Annotated in this window: 16 protein-coding genes and 1 pseudogene; 7 read left to right on the top strand and 10 right to left on the bottom strand. The window is 67.4% G+C overall.

The genetic code is table 11. From position 1 onward, the window contains the following. The 3 genes from ACFQ4H_RS33165 to pdhA form a co-directional block, all read right to left on the bottom strand. Positions 1 to 358: biotin/lipoyl-containing protein (locus ACFQ4H_RS33165; RefSeq protein ID WP_377578934.1), on the bottom strand; the 358-nt coding region annotated here is incomplete at its 3' end. Between the two features lie 4 nt (positions 359 to 362). Beyond that, a complete protein-coding gene (locus ACFQ4H_RS33160; RefSeq protein WP_377578932.1) occupies positions 363 to 1,352 on the bottom strand; it encodes an alpha-ketoacid dehydrogenase subunit beta in 990 nt (329 codons plus the stop codon). Then, the gene (pdhA, locus tag ACFQ4H_RS33155) at positions 1,352 to 2,536 is read right to left on the bottom strand and encodes a pyruvate dehydrogenase (acetyl-transferring) E1 component subunit alpha (RefSeq protein WP_377578930.1); all 1,185 of its coding nucleotides are present in this window, start codon (positions 2,534 to 2,536) and stop codon (positions 1,352 to 1,354) included. The genes ACFQ4H_RS33160 and pdhA overlap by 1 nt, the downstream gene beginning before the upstream one ends. A gap of 540 nt (positions 2,537 to 3,076) precedes the next feature. On the opposite strand from pdhA, the gene ACFQ4H_RS33150 reads away from it, so the two are divergent. Beyond that, the gene (locus ACFQ4H_RS33150) at positions 3,077 to 4,063 is read left to right on the top strand and encodes a hypothetical protein (RefSeq protein WP_377578928.1); all 987 of its coding nucleotides are present in this window, start codon (positions 3,077 to 3,079) and stop codon (positions 4,061 to 4,063) included. On the opposite strand, the gene ACFQ4H_RS33145 is transcribed toward ACFQ4H_RS33150, so the two are convergent. After that, complete coding sequence (locus tag ACFQ4H_RS33145) at positions 4,028 to 4,717, bottom strand: NUDIX hydrolase (RefSeq protein WP_377578926.1); 690 nt, start codon at positions 4,715 to 4,717, stop codon at positions 4,028 to 4,030. The two genes, ACFQ4H_RS33150 and ACFQ4H_RS33145, sit on opposite strands and share 36 nt — an antisense overlap. A gap of 74 nt (positions 4,718 to 4,791) precedes the next feature. Between ACFQ4H_RS33145 and ACFQ4H_RS33140 the strand changes: the two genes are divergently transcribed. After that, on the top strand, positions 4,792 to 5,853 hold the full coding sequence (locus ACFQ4H_RS33140) for an SPFH domain-containing protein (RefSeq protein ID WP_377578924.1): 1,062 nt from the start codon (positions 4,792 to 4,794) through the stop codon (positions 5,851 to 5,853). Then, complete coding sequence (locus ACFQ4H_RS33135; protein ID WP_377578922.1) at positions 5,850 to 6,761, top strand: diacylglycerol kinase catalytic domain-containing protein; 912 nt, start codon at positions 5,850 to 5,852, stop codon at positions 6,759 to 6,761. Before ACFQ4H_RS33140 ends, ACFQ4H_RS33135 begins: the two co-directional genes overlap by 4 nt. An 80-nt stretch (positions 6,762 to 6,841) precedes the next feature. Here the strand turns inward: ACFQ4H_RS33135 and ACFQ4H_RS33130 are convergent, their stop codons facing one another. Then, positions 6,842 to 8,512, bottom strand: a complete 1,671-nt coding sequence (locus ACFQ4H_RS33130) for a choice-of-anchor D domain-containing protein (protein ID WP_377578920.1) — start codon at positions 8,510 to 8,512, stop codon at positions 6,842 to 6,844. Positions 8,513 to 9,828: 1,316 nt separating this feature from the next. On the opposite strand from ACFQ4H_RS33130, the gene ACFQ4H_RS33125 reads away from it, so the two are divergent. Both ACFQ4H_RS33125 and ACFQ4H_RS33120 read left to right on the top strand, forming a co-directional pair. Next, positions 9,829 to 10,389 carry a hypothetical protein gene (locus ACFQ4H_RS33125; protein ID WP_377578918.1) on the top strand — a complete coding sequence of 187 codons (561 nt, stop codon included), beginning with the start codon at positions 9,829 to 9,831 and terminating at the stop codon, positions 10,387 to 10,389. Between the two features lie 363 nt (positions 10,390 to 10,752). Further along, a complete protein-coding gene (locus ACFQ4H_RS33120) occupies positions 10,753 to 11,067 on the top strand; it encodes a hypothetical protein (RefSeq protein ID WP_377578916.1) in 315 nt (104 codons plus the stop codon). Positions 11,068 to 11,208: 141 nt separating this feature from the next. On the opposite strand, the gene ACFQ4H_RS33115 is transcribed toward ACFQ4H_RS33120, so the two are convergent. Genes ACFQ4H_RS33115 through ACFQ4H_RS33105 form a run of 3 tightly spaced genes read right to left on the bottom strand, consistent with a single transcriptional unit; the run spans position 11,209 to position 12,321 of the window. Next, complete coding sequence (locus ACFQ4H_RS33115) at positions 11,209 to 11,397, bottom strand: DUF397 domain-containing protein (RefSeq protein WP_377578914.1); 189 nt, start codon at positions 11,395 to 11,397, stop codon at positions 11,209 to 11,211. Beyond that, the gene (locus ACFQ4H_RS33110; RefSeq protein WP_377578912.1) at positions 11,388 to 12,197 is read right to left on the bottom strand and encodes a helix-turn-helix domain-containing protein; all 810 of its coding nucleotides are present in this window, start codon (positions 12,195 to 12,197) and stop codon (positions 11,388 to 11,390) included. Before ACFQ4H_RS33110 ends, ACFQ4H_RS33115 begins: the two co-directional genes overlap by 10 nt. A gap of 1 nt (position 12,198) precedes the next feature. After that, positions 12,199 to 12,321, bottom strand: a complete 123-nt coding sequence (locus tag ACFQ4H_RS33105) for a hypothetical protein (protein WP_377578910.1) — start codon at positions 12,319 to 12,321, stop codon at positions 12,199 to 12,201. Positions 12,322 to 12,673: 352 nt separating this feature from the next. On the opposite strand from ACFQ4H_RS33105, the gene ACFQ4H_RS33100 reads away from it, so the two are divergent. Beyond that, positions 12,674 to 13,015, top strand: coding sequence for a hypothetical protein (locus ACFQ4H_RS33100; protein WP_377578908.1), 342 nt, complete (start codon positions 12,674 to 12,676; stop codon positions 13,013 to 13,015). Next, the gene (locus tag ACFQ4H_RS33095; protein ID WP_377578906.1) at positions 13,005 to 13,259 is read left to right on the top strand and encodes a hypothetical protein; all 255 of its coding nucleotides are present in this window, start codon (positions 13,005 to 13,007) and stop codon (positions 13,257 to 13,259) included. Before ACFQ4H_RS33100 ends, ACFQ4H_RS33095 begins: the two co-directional genes overlap by 11 nt. A 40-nt stretch (positions 13,260 to 13,299) precedes the next feature. On the opposite strand, the gene ACFQ4H_RS33090 is transcribed toward ACFQ4H_RS33095, so the two are convergent. Next, positions 13,300 to 14,526 (bottom strand): hypothetical protein, encoded by a 1,227-nt coding sequence (locus ACFQ4H_RS33090; protein ID WP_377578904.1) that lies wholly within the window; start codon positions 14,524 to 14,526, stop codon positions 13,300 to 13,302. Between the two features lie 104 nt (positions 14,527 to 14,630). Next, positions 14,631 to 15,347 (bottom strand): annotated as a pseudogene (locus tag ACFQ4H_RS33085) (ABC transporter); the annotation flags it as partial.

Genomic DNA, 15,347 nt, shown 5'->3' with positions numbered 1-15,347 from the left:
GACCGGGCTCGACGGCCGCGTCGGCCGGGGCCAACTCCACGGCGGCCAGCGCCGCTGCCGACGGGGTGGGCGTGCCGTCCGGCTGGGTGGCCGGCGGCAGTTCGCCCGCGTCCGGCTGGGTGTCGATCGCGAAGATCGGCGCGCCGACCTCGACGACCGTGCCTTCCTTGTGGAAGATCGCGTGCACCCGACCGGCCCACTTGGCCGGGATCTCGACCGCGGCCTTGGCGGTCTCGACCTCGACCACGGGTTGGTTCAGTTCGACGATGTCACCGACCGACACCAGCCAGCTGATGATCTCGCCCTCGGTCAGCCCTTCCGCAAGGTCGGGCAGCGGGAACTCCTTGATCCGCGACATCCGGTCACCACCCGAAGGTGCGGTCGACGGCGTCGAGCACCCGGTCGAGGTTGGGCAGGTAGTCCTCCTCCAGCCGGGCAGCCGGGTAGGGGGTGTCGAAGCCGGTCACCCGCAGTACCGGGGACTCCAACGAGTAGAAGCAGTTCTCGGTGATCCGGGCCGCCAACTCGGCACCCAGCCCGACGTTGCTCGGTGCCTCGTGCACCACGACGCACCGGCCGGTGCGCCGTACCGAGTCGTAGACCGGCGCGAGGTCGAACGGCGAGAGCGTCCGCAGGTCGATGACCTCCAGGGAACGCCCGTCCTCCTCGGCGGCGGTGGCCGCGTCGAGGACCGTACGCACCATCGGGCCGTAGGCCAGCACGGTGACGTCGTTGCCCGGCCGTACCACCCGCGAGGCGTGCAGCGGGTACGCCGTGGCGACGTCGATGTCGGTCTCGACCTGCCCCTTCTCGTGGTAGCGCCGCTTGGGCTCCAGGAACACGACCGGGTCGTCCGACTGCACCGCCTGCTGGATCATGACGTACGCGTCCTGCGGGTTCGAGCAGGCGACCACCTTGAGGCCGGCGGTGTGCGCGAAGTAGGCCTCCGGAGACTCGGAGTGGTGCTCGACCGCGCCGATACCGCCACCGAACGGGATCCGGATCACGATCGGCATCTTGACCTGGCCCTTGGACCGGAAGTACATCTTCGCGACCTGGGAGACAATCTGGTCGTACGCCGGGTAGACGAAGCCGTCGAACTGGATCTCACAGATCGGCCGGTAGCCCCGGATGGCCAGACCGACGGCGGTGCCGATGATGCCGGACTCGGCCAGCGGCGTGTCGATCACCCGGTTCTCGCCGAAGTCCTTCTGGAGCCGGTCGGTGATCCGGAAGACGCCGCCGAGCTTGCCGACGTCCTCGCCCATGATGATGACCTTGGGGTCGTTCTCCAGTGCCCGACGCAGGCCGAGGGTGAGTGCCTTGCCCAGGGTGAGGGTCTCGGTAGCCATCAGTGCGCGCTCCCCTCGAACGAGTCCAGGTATTCAGCCATCTGCTGGCGCTGGGCGTCGATCTGTGGCGCGCCCTCGGAGTAGACGTGGTCGAACAGGGTCAGGGGTTGCGGATCGGGCATGGCCAGCACCCGCTCACGCAGGTTGAGGGACTCCTGCTTGGCCTGCTCGTCGACCTCGGCGAAGAACGCCTCGTCGGCGATCTTCTGCTTCTCGAGGAACGCCCGGACCCGGGCGATCGGGTCCTTGGCCTGCCATGCTTCGACCTCGCTGGCGATGCGGTACCGGGTCGGGTCGTCGGTGGTGGTGTGCGCCCCCATCCGGTAGGTGTAGGCCTCGATCATCGTCGGGCCCTGGCCGTGCCGGGCGTTGTCCAGCGCCGCGCGGGTGACCGCGTACGTGGCCAGCACGTCGTTGCCGTCCACCCGGATGCCCGGGAAACCGAACCCGGCGGAGCGCTGGTACAGCGGGATGCGGGTCTGCCGCTCCAGTGGCTCGGAGATGGCGTACTGGTTGTTCTGGCAGAAGAACACGATCGGGGAGTTGAAGACGCTCGACCAGACGAAGGCCTCGTTGACGTCACCCTGGGAGGTGGCCCCGTCACCGAAGTACGCGATGACGGCCTCGCCGGCGTCCGTACCGGTCTTGCCGTCCATCGTGATGCCCATGGCGTAGCCCGTGGCGTGCAGCGTCTGCGCGCCGATCACGATCGTGTACATGTTGAACTTGTACTTGTTGGGATCCCAACCGCCCTGGTCAACGCCCCGGAACAGGCCCAACGGCATGATCGGGTCGATACCCCGGCAGTAGAGCACGCCGTGCTCGCGATAGGTCGGGAAGGCCATGTCCTGTGGCCGCAGCGCCCGGCCGGAACCGACCTGAGCGGCTTCCTGGCCGAGCAGGCTCGCCCAGATACCCAATTCGCCCTGGCGTTGCAGGGCGGTCGCCTCGGCGTCCAGTTTGCGGATCACGACGAGGTCCCGGTAGAGCCCCCGGTACTCCTCGTCGGTGAAGTCGACGGTGTAGACCGTGCCGTCCGGGCCCGTGGCCGATTCGATCCGCTCGCCCTCGGGGGTGAGCAACTGTACGAGTTCCGGGTCGCCGGAGCTTCCCGCTCTGGACCGCCCGGACCGGGTGGTAGCCCGCTTGCCGCGGACAGTGGTACCGCGGTCGCCCTTCGCCATCCGTTTCTCCCTGTCGTTCGTGCGTCGGCACCGGGGGTGTCCCGACCGCGCAGCTCCTACGCCTGTCCAGCTGCTGCCGGACCGGTTTTCTGGCGGCCGCGCCTAGCCCCGGTGGGGGTTGCCGCGCGGCAGTGAATCGGCTTCTGGAGGAAACCGGTTCGGGAGCGCTGGCGCCGCGCCGCACCCACCGCTGGGTACGCGGGAGGCTACGGCTGCGTTGCCGTGGAGTCCATATTCGCAGAGGAGACCAGTGACGCCACACCTCGGTATGCCACCCGCTGGCGGACCGATGTCGCCTTCGTGATATATGGGCCACTTTGTCGATACAGCTAAATCGACTTATCGGAAAAGTTGGCACGATAACTTGCTGTGTCGTGCTGGCCAACCCAGGGTGAACTGGTCACGCTGTCTGAGCGGAGCCACCGGTTCAGGCCGAACTGCCGACCGGAACATCCGTATGCCTTCCTACCTGCCCATCCGGCCGATAGCCGCCTGCGCGTACCGGCGTCGCCCGTGACCGAAGAGCCTGAGGAGCCGTCCGTGCCGGACCATGGTGACGAGTTCATAACGCCGCCACCGGCTCGACACCGGTGGCCCGGTACGGCCCCGGCCGGGCCCCGTCGGGTCGTCGGGGTGCACCGCGCCCAGGGGCTCGCCGGTCCCACCCGGCGGTACCTGTTCATCGTCGGCCTGCTGGCCGGCACGGCCTCGATGCCGATGCTGACCGCGATCGGAGCCGGGGCGGGCACGGGTGGCCGGAGCAACCTGTCCGACGGTACGAGCGTGTTCATTCCGCCGCCGTCGGAAGGGCCGATCCCCGTCGTACCTCTTTCGCCGGTGCCGCTGGCCTCCGTGCCGTCACCCATCACCGAGACCAACGACGAACCTGCGGCAACCGTTCGGCCCGAGCCCACCATGGCACGTGGCCCCCGGTCGCCCGGCGACGGTCCGCGTGACCATGATCCGTCGAGGCCGTCCCGCCCGGGTATCCCCACTCCGACGCCCCCCGGCGCAACCCCCGGCCCGACGTCGACCGTCGAGCCGTCCCCCACCCTGACAGCGGACCCGACCCCGACCGTGACCGCGACTCCAACCCCGACCGAATCACCGGGCCCCACTCCGTCCCCCGGGCCGACCACGCCGGGCCCCACCCCGGGACCGACCACACCCAGGCCGACGCCGACCACCTCGCGACCCGTACCGACCACCTCGCGACCCGTGCCCGCCACCCCGCGACCGGCACCGACGGCACCGACGGCACCGACGTCAGCGACGCCGACTCCCGCGCCGACCGGCACGCCACCTGTCGGTCCGGCCGCGACCCCCGGTCCGGCGCCACGACCGCTGCCCGAGCCGGTACCGTCCCCCGAACCTGCGCCGTCCCCCGAACCGGCACCGGCACCTGAGCCGGCGCTGGCCACGTCGAGTGGCAATTACGACGTACGTGCCAACCACGACGTACGTGGCGACCACGATGCGGCAGTGCTCGGGCTATTCCGCTGCCGGCCGCAACATCGGTGGATATAGCAGGCTCGCGGGTCCACGGTGGAACAGCTGGGCCGGTCGTCCCCGGTCGCCCTCGGTCACCCGCCCGGTGGATTCCACGAAGCCGGGCGTACCGGTGACCTTGCGATGGAAGTTGCGAGGGTCGAGCCGGGTCTGCCACACCGTCTCGTAGACGGCGCGTAGCTGGGCGATGGTGAACTCCGCCGGGCAGAAGGCTGCGGCCAGCGGGGTGTATTCGAGCTTGGCCCGCGCCCGTTCCAAGCCGTCGGTGAGGATCCGGTCATGGTCGAAGGCGAGGTCGCCCTCGGACAACCTGGACACCGGCTGCCACTGGGCGGAGGCTGCGTCGGAACCCGCCACCGGGGCCGGTAGGTCGGGCAGGAGGGCCAGGTAGGCCACCGTGACCACCCGACCCCGGGGGTCGCGGCCCGGTGTGCCGTACGTACCCAGTTGTTCCAGGTGCCCGGCCGGGTCGACCAACCCGGTCTCCTCGGACAGTTCCCGTACGGCGGCATCGACGAGGTCCTCGTCGATGTCCACGAACCCGCCGGGTAACGCCCACTGGCCCTCGTACGGCGGCACGCCTCGACGTACGAGCAGGGCGGACAGTTCGTCGCCCTGCACGGTCAGCACCACCAGGTCCACTGTGACCGCAAATGGGGGGTAGCTCGACATCTGAATTATCACCACCTTGACGATAAACTAGCACGCGAGTTATCGTCGGATTGACGAAAACAGGGGAGGATGACATGGCCGATGTGACGAAGCGGCTGTTCCTGCGGCACCTGCGGGGAGCGCCGACGAGCTGGCTGCGTCACCAGGTGAAGGGCCGGGTGCGTCGGGAGGGCGTTGCACTCTCGTTCTGGTACCGGCCACTCGGCGCGGTGCTCAGCGAGGTGCCGGTCGACGATCGCGAGTTGCCGCTGCTCTTCCACGCTCGGACCAGCGACTTCGCCGACGTGACCGTGCAGGCAACCGTGACCTACCGGGTCGCCGACCCGGCCGTGGCCGCTACCCGGCTCGACTTCTCCATCGACCCGAAGCGGGGTACGCCGCACGCCCGGCCACTCGACCAGGTGGCCACGCTGCTGGCCGAACTGGCCCAGCAACCCGCGCTCGACCTGCTGGCCCGGGTGCCGCTGGCGGAGACGCTGACCAACATCGCGCCGGTACGGGAGGCGGTCTCCGTCGCCCTGCGCGACGAGTCCCGGCTGGCCGACATCGGCGTGGCAGTGGTCAGCGCCCGGGTGGTCGCGGTCCGGCCCGAACCGGAGCTGGAACGGGCGTTGCAGACCCCGACCCGCGAGGCGGTGCAGGTCGACGCCGACCGGGCGACCTACGCCCGGCGGGCGCAGGCGGTCGAGCAGGAGCGGGCCATCGCCGAGAACGAGATGCAGAACAAGATCGAGCTGGCCCGCCGGGAGCAGCAGCTCGTCGAGCAGCATGGCGCGAACTCCCGGCGGAAGGTCGAGCTGGACGCCGCTGCCGAGCTGGCCGCCGCGCAGGGCAAGGCCGAACGGGAGAAGGTCACCAACCAGGCGGCGGCGGACCGGGCCCGGGTGCTGGCCACCGCCGAGGCCGAGAAGGAACGCACGCTGGCCGCCGCCCGCGCCGATGGCGTACGCGCCGTCGGGTTGGCCGAGGCGGAGACCGAGGCAGCCAAGCTGGCGGCGTACGCGGACCTGCCGGCCGGTGTGCTCCAGGCCCTGGCGATGAAGGAACTGGCCGGTCAGCTCCCGGCGATCGGGCAGCTCACCGTCACCCCGGACGTGGTCACCGACCTGCTGGCCCGGCTGGCCCCCACGCGATGAGCGCGACCCTGGCACCCCGGGTGGTCGTGGTGAGCCGCCGCAGCGAGCTGGACGAGCTGCTGAGTCGGCACGGCACCCGCGCGGCGGCTGCCTACTACCTGCGGCAACGTGGCCGCACCCTGGACGAGGTCGTCGACCGGCACGACGCCCTCCTGGCGGCGCTGACCTCGGTCAGCGCCGCCATCCCCATCGACTGGCGGCGCGGGCAGGTCGACCGGGCCGACCTGCCCCGCTTCCTGTTCTCGCCGGAGGACATCGTGGTCGCGGTCGGACAGGACGGACTGGTCGCCAACGTGGCGAAGTACCTCGACCGGCAGCCGGTGATCGGGGTGGACCCGGAACCGGGGCGCAATGCCGGCGTACTCGTGCGGTTCGCCGCCGACCGACTGGCCCGGCTGCTGCCAACGGTGGCCGCCGGTCGCAGCCAGGTGCAGGAACGCACGATGGTCCGGGCCACGCTCGACGACGGCCAGGTGCTGGTCGGGCTCAACGAGGTGTACGTCGGCCATCCGTCCCACCAGTCCGCTCGCTACCTGCTGTCCGCAGTGGATGGCGGTGCGGCCCGGCGGGAACGGCACTCCTCCTCGGGCGTGGTGATCGGCACCGGTACGGGGGCGACCGGCTGGTGCGCGTCCATCGCGCGCGACCGACCGGGTACGCCGGCGCTGCCCACGCCGGAGGAGGAGGCGCTGTGCTGGTTCGTCCGGGAGGCGTGGCCGTCGCCGGCGACCGGGGTCTCGCTGACCGCCGGCCGGCTCGGTGCGGGTGACGAACTGGAGATCACGGCCGAGGGCGACGGGCTGGTGGTCTTCGCGGACGGATTGGAGACCGACCACCTGGCGATGAGCTGGGGACAGCGGGTGACGGTGACCGTCGCCCCCCGCACGCTCTCCGTGGTGATGTCATAGCTGATCTTGCTGAAGGTTGGAACAGAAACGGTGGCCGTCGAAAATCGACGGCCACCGTTCCCTGTTGTTGCTTGCCCTGGTTACCTCGTTGCCTTGACGGGCTTCGGAAGCTCACCAATCGTGTAGGGCGACGGCGAGTTGCCGCTGGCAGCGCCCTTCAGCGCGGCTCCGCTGGCGGTGCCAGGGTAGAGCCAGTAGGTGCCCACGACGTCTGCAACGACGCCGGTGGTGCCCAGGCGGTTGTAGATGTGGAACTGGTTGGTCGGGCCGATCAGCGTGACGACCGCGTTGGCCACGATCTGTCCGGCCGTGAGGTTCAGGTTGCTGACATCCGGCTGCTCGATCCCGGAGATGCCCTGCGGCCACACCTTGAGGAAGGTGCTGGAGGTGGGCGTGACCCCGGTGACGTTGAGCGCGAGCGCGTGAGTGCCTTCGGACAGCACCGAGCCGGGCGTGACGACCGTGCCGGTCGCACTCGGACCGAGGTTGGCCGGCAGACCCTGGCCGATCCGGCTGTCCACGATCCGGGTCGGTGCCTTCGGGTTGAAGCGCAGCCCGTCGGCAAGCCCACCGTCGTCGATGAAGCCGACGATGTCGACGATCACGTGGGTGGTCTGCTTGGTGTAGACACCGAAGGTCGGTAGATCCGTGCCCCATGGGCAGTCGTAGCAGGACCGGGTTGGCACGACCGCCAGGTTCGGGGTGATCGAGCCGGCAGTGTAGTTGACGGTGGAGGTACTCGGCTGCGGCCATTCGCCGTTCCACGCGGTCAGGAACCCGTCGCCCGACGGCGTCACCGCGGTGATGTTGACGACGGCGGCCCGCATGCGCCGGTTGGCTTCGGCGCCGTAGTTCAGGCCGAGAAGGACGTACTCGCCGGCCCCCAACTTCTCGTTATTCCAGTCGCTGCGGCTGTCGAAGACCCGGTACGGAGACACGGGCAGGAACTGCCCGCCGAGGCCGTGACCGCTCGGAAGTACGTTGTCGATGGCGTAGAAGCCCGTGACGTCGACGACGGCGTGGGTGTAGCCGGTGAAGTTGTGGACGGCGACCTTGCCACCCGCACCGACGGCGACCGTCACCGAGTTCGAGCGGACCCAGCCCTTCTGGAAGTTGAGGGAGGAAGCCGTCGGCCTCGACTGCCCGGCCGGGAAAACGGTCAGGTAGCTCGACGCCGTTGCTTCGGCGACGGTCACGTTGAGCACGACCGCGCCCACACCGGTTGCTGGGACGCCACCACGCCCGGTGACCTGAAGGTTGACCGTGCCGTTCGGGCCCAGCTTCGCCTTCGGCGCACCGTTGCCAGTGCGCGAATCCATGATGCGGGACGGTGCCAGCGGGTAGTAGGTGCCCTTGGCACCCACCACACCAGTGACGCTCAGCGGCACGGTCTGCGGTGAGGTCGCACCGTCGTTCGGGAGTTGCAGGGTGGCGTTCTTGGTGCCCTGGCTGGTGGGCTTTGGAGCAACGTCGACCTTGCAGGTCTGGTTCAGGGCCAGGGCGACACCCGCGCAGGTGTCGGCCGTGATGACGAACGAAGACGCACCGGTACCGGCGATCGAGGCGGCGCTGAAGGTGACCGGGGTTTCACTGGTGCCGGTCAGGGTGACGGACTTGGGTGCGCCCGTCTCGGCGATGTACTGGCTACCGAAGGCCAGCGACGTCGGCGAGATGCCGACCGACTGCGCGGCAGGGCCGGCAGTGTTCGGAGCGGCGATGGCCGGGGAGGCTGCTGCCGTCACCGCGACCATCGCAGTTATGGTGCCGGCGGCGACACCACGAAAGCTAAGCAACAAGACCCTCGTTTCTACGTAGAGAGCGTAAGTGCCAGTGGACGGTAGGTCACTTATCTATCGACGAGCAAGGAGGTTTTCAAAGGACTGTCCGAAAAGACGCAAAGATCACACGCTTGCTCGAAGGAAACAGCGGAGTGCTCGAGCCGATCGCAAGCGACCGTGGCTCGCCGCCCATCGTACGCTGCACGAAGCGGGGCGCGACAGGCGCGGTTACCCGTCGGTCCCTGAAAGCTCTGAGTTGCTCCGTTGCGGCAATCGGACCTCGCTAGACCATGGCGACAAGGGGCGTTCGGCATGGCCGCATGCCTATGGTGACGTTCAATGCGGGAGTCGAATCGTTGACCTCCGGCCGCCGTGATTGCCCGGTCGGCGAGGTCGGGTAGAAGGCCTCGTCGTCCAGAACCAAGGGAGATCGTCCGCTACCTCCGCGTAGGCACCCCCGGTCGCCATTGCTTCGGCGGCTCTCGTGCTACCTGGCACAGCTCACATCCTTGTCACCTCCACATCGCCGGGTTACGTCGGCGCGGCCCCGAGTTGTGGCGACCGTCCGATTCAGACAGGACGACGCCGTGCGGATCCGGTTTGCCGCCGGGGGTCTGGTCGGATCGGCGGCGTGGATGGTCGACCGGCATGCGGCGGGGGCAAGGGTTCCCGGCGGAGATGGTGACGACTGGGCGCGCTGCCTCCGCCGGTCCGACTGCTAGCCGCAGCAGACGTGGACTACGCCCTCGGTAATACTGTTGCTAACCCGGGATGGGCAGGTCCTGGCACCGCTCCGTCTTCGTTCACCCCCGCGATTACTACCAGGTCGACACCGCCAGTGCTCCCCCGCGCCGCCGGTCGCCTCGTCATGATCTTCGATGCCGTCGACTACCGCACTCCGCCTGCTCGTGCCTGCCACGACATCCAACAAGCCATCAGCGCTTCGGGAACCCAGACGGCGTAGCCGCCGGTGACATGTCTATCGATAGCCTCAAATCGTGTCACGTTAGGTGAGGCGTGTGCCCCTTCGTAGGTGGCTGGTCCCGTTTTGTCGTAGCAGTTAGCGCTACTAGTTGATGTCATTGCTGTGTTTGGTAAGGGCTATTTCTTCGATCGTCTGATTTAGTGTTCCGATCTGCCTTTGGCCTTTGTGGTATGGCTTTCCATGCCGCTTTCAGTGAATGCTGGACGCGCTATGTACGCAGTCGCGAAATGTTGGGAGTGTGGATAAGAGTATGTCAGGTGTGGCTTATTTGTATAGGGCGCTAGCTGTCACTTCGGCTGCTGCTATGGCTGCGGCCATGGCTGTGGCTGTTGTTGCCGAGTCAGCCAGCGCGCAGGACGTGCAGCCGATGGCGGTAGTCTGCGATAACAAGGGCCAAAAATGGTTTGAGTGGTCTAGTGTTACTTCGCCGAAAGATATTTCTCACGCTTCTCGGTATGTCAACGACACCGGTGCGACGATGAGCGGAACTCTGACAGCTGGGTACCAGAAGACAATCGGCGCTGAGCTCAGCTCCACTGTGGGCTCTACCGCTAGCGGAGACGTGGTCATCGCGAGTTTGGATGTGCAGACCAGTCACACGTTGAAGGCGTATGGTTCAAAGACGACGTCGAGCAGTGTGGGAGTGACCATCAGTATTCCTACTGGCAAGACGTCGGTGGCCTTTGGTGGCACGACCATTGTTACTGGCACCTATAAGTATCAGTATTGTAACTCGAGTGGAACAATGCAAACCCTGCAGTCGGGAAGAGCGCAGTCGTGGACCGTTTTTACCATCGGTGGAGTTCGGTGTGATTTGTCCACAACTGATCCACTGTCGGCGCTAGCGAAGTCGCGTTATTGCTAATCTCGTGGGGGTCGTGGCTGAAAGGTCACGGACCCACGATCTCGTGCTGGAAGTGAGAACTCTTAGGTGCATTCACGGAGTATGGTGTTCGCTGTAGCGTTAACGGCTGTTTTCGCTGCTGCTGCCTGTACGGAGTTGGGGGCTAGTGATCCCCCTTCCTCAGGGGCTGATGGTAAGAAGAGCGTTGCGCCGTCTGAATCGGCGGCCGTTTCGTGTAGCACGAGTGCGGCGAAGGCTGAGTTTAGTAAGCCAGCGTATATTAACGTAATAACCGGAGCCAAGATCCTTGCTGTCAGCAAAGAGGGGCTGCGGTCGACTGATGTTGTAAGGAATGATAAGTCAATAGCGGCGAGCATTGAGGAGGTGTCTCTCGATAGCGAGTGGACGGCATGGGTGTTCAGTCAAGTTCCCGCTGAGTACGGTGAAATTGACGACAAAGCAACTAGTCCTGCCATGTCTGAGATGGATCAGTTTTTAGAAGATATGAAGCGCGCCGACAAATATGTAGGATACGTCGGTGCCCGAGTGATCAGAATTCCGTTCGAAATTTTGTGTAAGGAAGATGAGAAGCGGCGCGGGACGCTGGTTGCTTGGGACAGGCCAACAGTCGGAATATTGGCCTGTAGTCGTACGCCAAGCGGCGAGGAGATTAGCGCGATGGCGAAGCAGTTCTGCTGAGTGGGACACTCTTGAGCTGGGCGAACTGGGAAACGCCAACAGGTCTTCGGCCACTTTGGTCAAGTGCGGGACCATTTCCCAGGTGGAGTGTTGCAACGCCCTCGTGCCGCCGCCGGCACGAGGGCGTCGTCGCGGATACGGTCAGTGTTGTTTGGCCAGGTCGACGAAGGCCTGCCAGGCTTCGGGGGTGAAGGCCAGGGTTCCGCCGTCGCGGTCCTTGGTGTCGCGTACGAGGATGGTGCCGGGAAGGTTGTCGGCCACCTCGACGCAGGCACCCTGATTGCCGTTGCTCTTGCTGCTCTTGCGCCAGATGGTGTTGCTCAGATCCATGTCTCCGCTACTTTCCTGATGAGCTGTACGGACAGGCTGGGCGTGAGCGCCTCGCCCAGGGTGGACTCCCACGCGTTTCGCAGGCTCGCGACGTCGGCTGCGCGCTCGACCACCTGTCCCTCCAGACAGTTGTCCAGGTACGCCACCTCGTCACCGTCGGACATAGTGGCGAGGATGAATGGGCCATCGAGGCCAGCGTACTCGCCGACCCCCTTGGGCACGACGTGGATCCGCACCCTGGAACGCTCGGTGGCCAACGTGGCCAGGTGTAGCAGTTGATGGTGGATCACCTTGCGCCCGCCGACCGGGCGGTGCAGGACGCCCTCGTCCATGATGGCCACCAGTTGTGGCGGGTCGGGCCGGTTCAGCACCTCCTGCCGGGCCAGTCGGTCGGCCACCCGCCGCTCCACCTCGTCGGTGCTGAACAACGCTCCCCGGCTGAAGACCGCACGGGCATAGTCCTCGGTCTGCAAGAGGCCCGGCACGTACGCGAATTCGTACCAGCGCAGCACCTTGGCCTCGCGTTCCAGCGCGTCCCGGCGGCGTAGCCATTCCGGACGTTCGTCGATTCTGAGCTGCTTCTCTAGGCGGACGAACAGGCCGCCGGTGTCCAGCACCCTGTCGACCAGGGGTAGGTAGTCCTGTGGTGGCTTGCGTCCACCGGTCTCCACCATGGCCACCAGGGATGGCGAATAGCCCATCCGGCGACCCTGTTCCTCCTGGGTCAGGCCGGCGCGCTTACGGGCGAAGCGCAACTCGGCAAGCAGAAATTCTATGGACGTGGGTGGCTCCTCCGTCACATCACACCTTCTTCACGGATTTCGAGCGATCGGGATGCGCGTCCTCACGGAAATCACGGTGCCGATCCAGATCGTCACGGATGGTGACTTCCTCTTTCGAGAGTAACTGGCGCAACACCAACATGTCTCTATCGGATGTGGTGGCTCGGCAAGGCCACACAAGGGACACATCCGGTCCGGGGCCGCCGTCGCCACTACCCGTCCCTCCTCGGCGGCGGCCCCGAATTCCGCCGGCAATCAGGAAAGGGAGTAGCCGTGTTCAGTGGTGACTTCGAGCCCATTCCACGTTCCGTTCGTCGCGTCACGACACCGAAGCCGAACGTCGAATCCGATGCGACCCGGGACACCGACGTAGAGGCAGGGGCGACGGTAGATCCGACCAACGATCCGGCGTCTGCTACTTCCGATCCGGTGACGATCGACGCCAACAGCGAGTCAGCCGCCGGGCGTCGGATGCCCAACCGCCGGTCGATCTGATGGGCGCGGACGATCCGATGGCCTCACCGGAGGAGACGGCGGCGGCCGATGAGAATGCCCTCGCCGATCTGGCCACAGCGGCGGCCTGGGTTCGTGAACAGGTCACTGTGGGCGACACGATTACGATTCCGGAGACGTACTACACGCCGGGAACAGGCACTCTGCGGATGCTGGTGGCCTCGGTCGGCGTGGTCATGCGCAACGGCCGCCGGACCCTGGTCGAGTTGACCGGCTGGGAGACGAGCCGGTTCATCCGTGGGAGATGGACGCGACGGGCGTTCGTGAACGTGGACGCGTTACGGCGTCCCGGTGCGGTGAGCAGGCCACTGGATGGCTCCTGACAGTCGGTCGCACCGGATGGTGCGGCCGTTGTGGCTCTGCCGGGTGTGCGCCGGACCGTGGCCGTGCGGACCCGCCCGGTTGGCCCTGCTCCGCGAATTCGGCGGGGACCGGTGCGGGCTCAGCATCCAGATGGCGACGCTCTACGTCTCGGCGCTGCACGACCTGAGCCGGTTGCACCCGTACGACGACGAACCCACCCCTGAGCTGCTGTTCCAGCGGTTCGTGGGGTGGGTTCGACAGTGACGGGCGGACGAGGTTCGGCACCGCGTTCGGCCGCGAGATCTCAGGCCGGCTCCTCGCCCAGCCGTTGCCGGTTGGCCTCGATCCAGGCGTCCAACGCCACCGGGTCGTTCGGGTCGATCCCGTCCGCCATCAACTGGGCGACTGCGGCGGTGGCCGGGCTGCGCCGCTCACCGGTGGTGTAGAGCCGGACGAACTCCGGCACCATCTCCTCGATCGCCGTGTCCGTCTGGGTGGCGGCCTCCTGCGGCAGCCGGCGTTGCCGTGCCGCGTACGCCGCCCAGCCGCGTAGCACCCGGGGCAGCATCGCCGCGTCGTCCATGTCGAGTACGGCCCGACGATGCACCCAGTCGAGCAGGAACAGACCGGCCACGGCCGGACTCCACCGCATCGGATCGGGTGGGCTGAAGCTCGCCGTGTGGTCCAGCACCAGGCTCAGGCAGAAGTGCAGTGACGCCAGATCGGGACCGTCCACCGTGTCCAGCCCGAAACGTACGGCCTCGGGCGAGGCGAGGAAGGTGCGTACCAGCACCGTACGCTCGGCGGCCGACAGCGGTGGCGGCTCGGCCGCCGCCCGCCTCGGAGCGATCCTCGGCAGTAGCGCCAGCCGGGCACCGGCCAGGGCACGGTCCGTGGCGAGGGAACCCTCCCCGGGCAGGTCGCTGAGGGCGTCGGTGACCGCCAGGTGGCGTTCCACGGCGTCGCGCAGGCGAGCCGGATCCTCCTCACGGAACCAGGTCAGTTCGTCCTGGGCGCACAACTGGCGCACCTGGTCGAGGACCTGTGCCGCCTGGCCGCCGACGAAGACGTCCTTGACGATGCCGATGTTGTGGTCGACCAGGGCCACCACCGCATGTTCCGGTCCGCCGGACTCGCTGTCGTCGTAGGCGAAGGTGGCGAGATAGGAGGTCTGGTCGCCGTACACGTCGCCGTAGGCGTAGCTGCCGGTGAGGTGTACCTGGCCGACGTGGTCGGACCAAGACGGCGCTTGCGCTCCCCGCTTGACCTTCGCCACGCCGTCCGCGTCGGACACCAGCTTGGCGAAGATGGTACGGATGGTGGTCGGCGCAGCGGCCCGGCGGCGCGTGGTCGCCGCGAGGAAACCGCCCACGAATTCCCGAACGGCTGACTTGCGGTCTTCGTCCGCGATTGCGTAGACGCTGCCCAGCAGCGCCGAGCCGAGCATTTCCGCATCCAGGGCGCAGTCCAGCTTGGTCACGTCACGGGCGGCATGGAGTACCGCGTCATAGGGGGTCTGAGGCGTGGCCATGGACCTGACCCTACGCCGGAAGCATCGACACAGCAGCAGGAGTGGGCGGCTCAAACCAGAGTGTGGTTCACAGTCAGCCGTTGATGGCTGTCCCGTCCCGACCCCTACCGTGCGGCCCGCATCGTCTCCAGCGCCTGATGGGCCTGGCCGTACGAGCGCAGCACCTCCCGTACGGGCGCGTGGACGTATTCCCCGGCGATCGTGTCGACCGCCTCCCTGAGGCGTTTCTCCGCGCGGCGACCCGCCTGCCGGGCGGCCCACCCGATGACCGGTTTGCTGGCCAGGGTGACCAGCATCCCGAGCAGCAACCCGCCGAGCAGCATCAGCGTGGGTACGGGAAACACCCCGACCGTCGGATGATCGAGGCTCGGCAGGCCCAGCGCCTGGATCACCCAGCCGATCGCCAGCCAGCCCAGCCCGGCCAACGCCGTGATGGTGACCAGCCACTGCATCGCGCCGATCAGCCGCCACCAGACCGGTCTGCCGGCCAGCCCCAGATCCGTGCCGGCGATCGCCCGGTCGAGTGCGTCGGGAAGGTCGGTGGCCCGGGACCGGGCGGCAGCGGTCACCGCTGCCGGCCAGGCGGCCGGCAGTGCCGAGCCGGCCCGCTCGGCGACGGACCGTACGGCCAGACCGACGGCGGCGCGCTGCGCGGCGGTGGGCGCGGGCAGGGAGGTAGCCCCGATCGGGGTACGGGTACCACTGTCGCCGCTGACCGGCGCTTCCCGCTCCTCGCCGGGGTCGAGGTGCAGTCGGCGGAGCGGGTCGGGGCGCAGCCGTCGCCAGGCCCGGGTCAGCGGCCAGCCGGTGGCGCTGACCGC

The sequence above is a fragment of the Micromonospora sonneratiae genome (genome assembly GCF_042679305.1).
Taxonomy (GTDB): domain Bacteria; phylum Actinomycetota; class Actinomycetes; order Mycobacteriales; family Micromonosporaceae; genus Micromonospora_H; species Micromonospora_H sonneratiae.
Note: the sequence above shows the minus strand (reverse complement) of the source record. Positions and strands in the feature narration are given on the sequence as shown.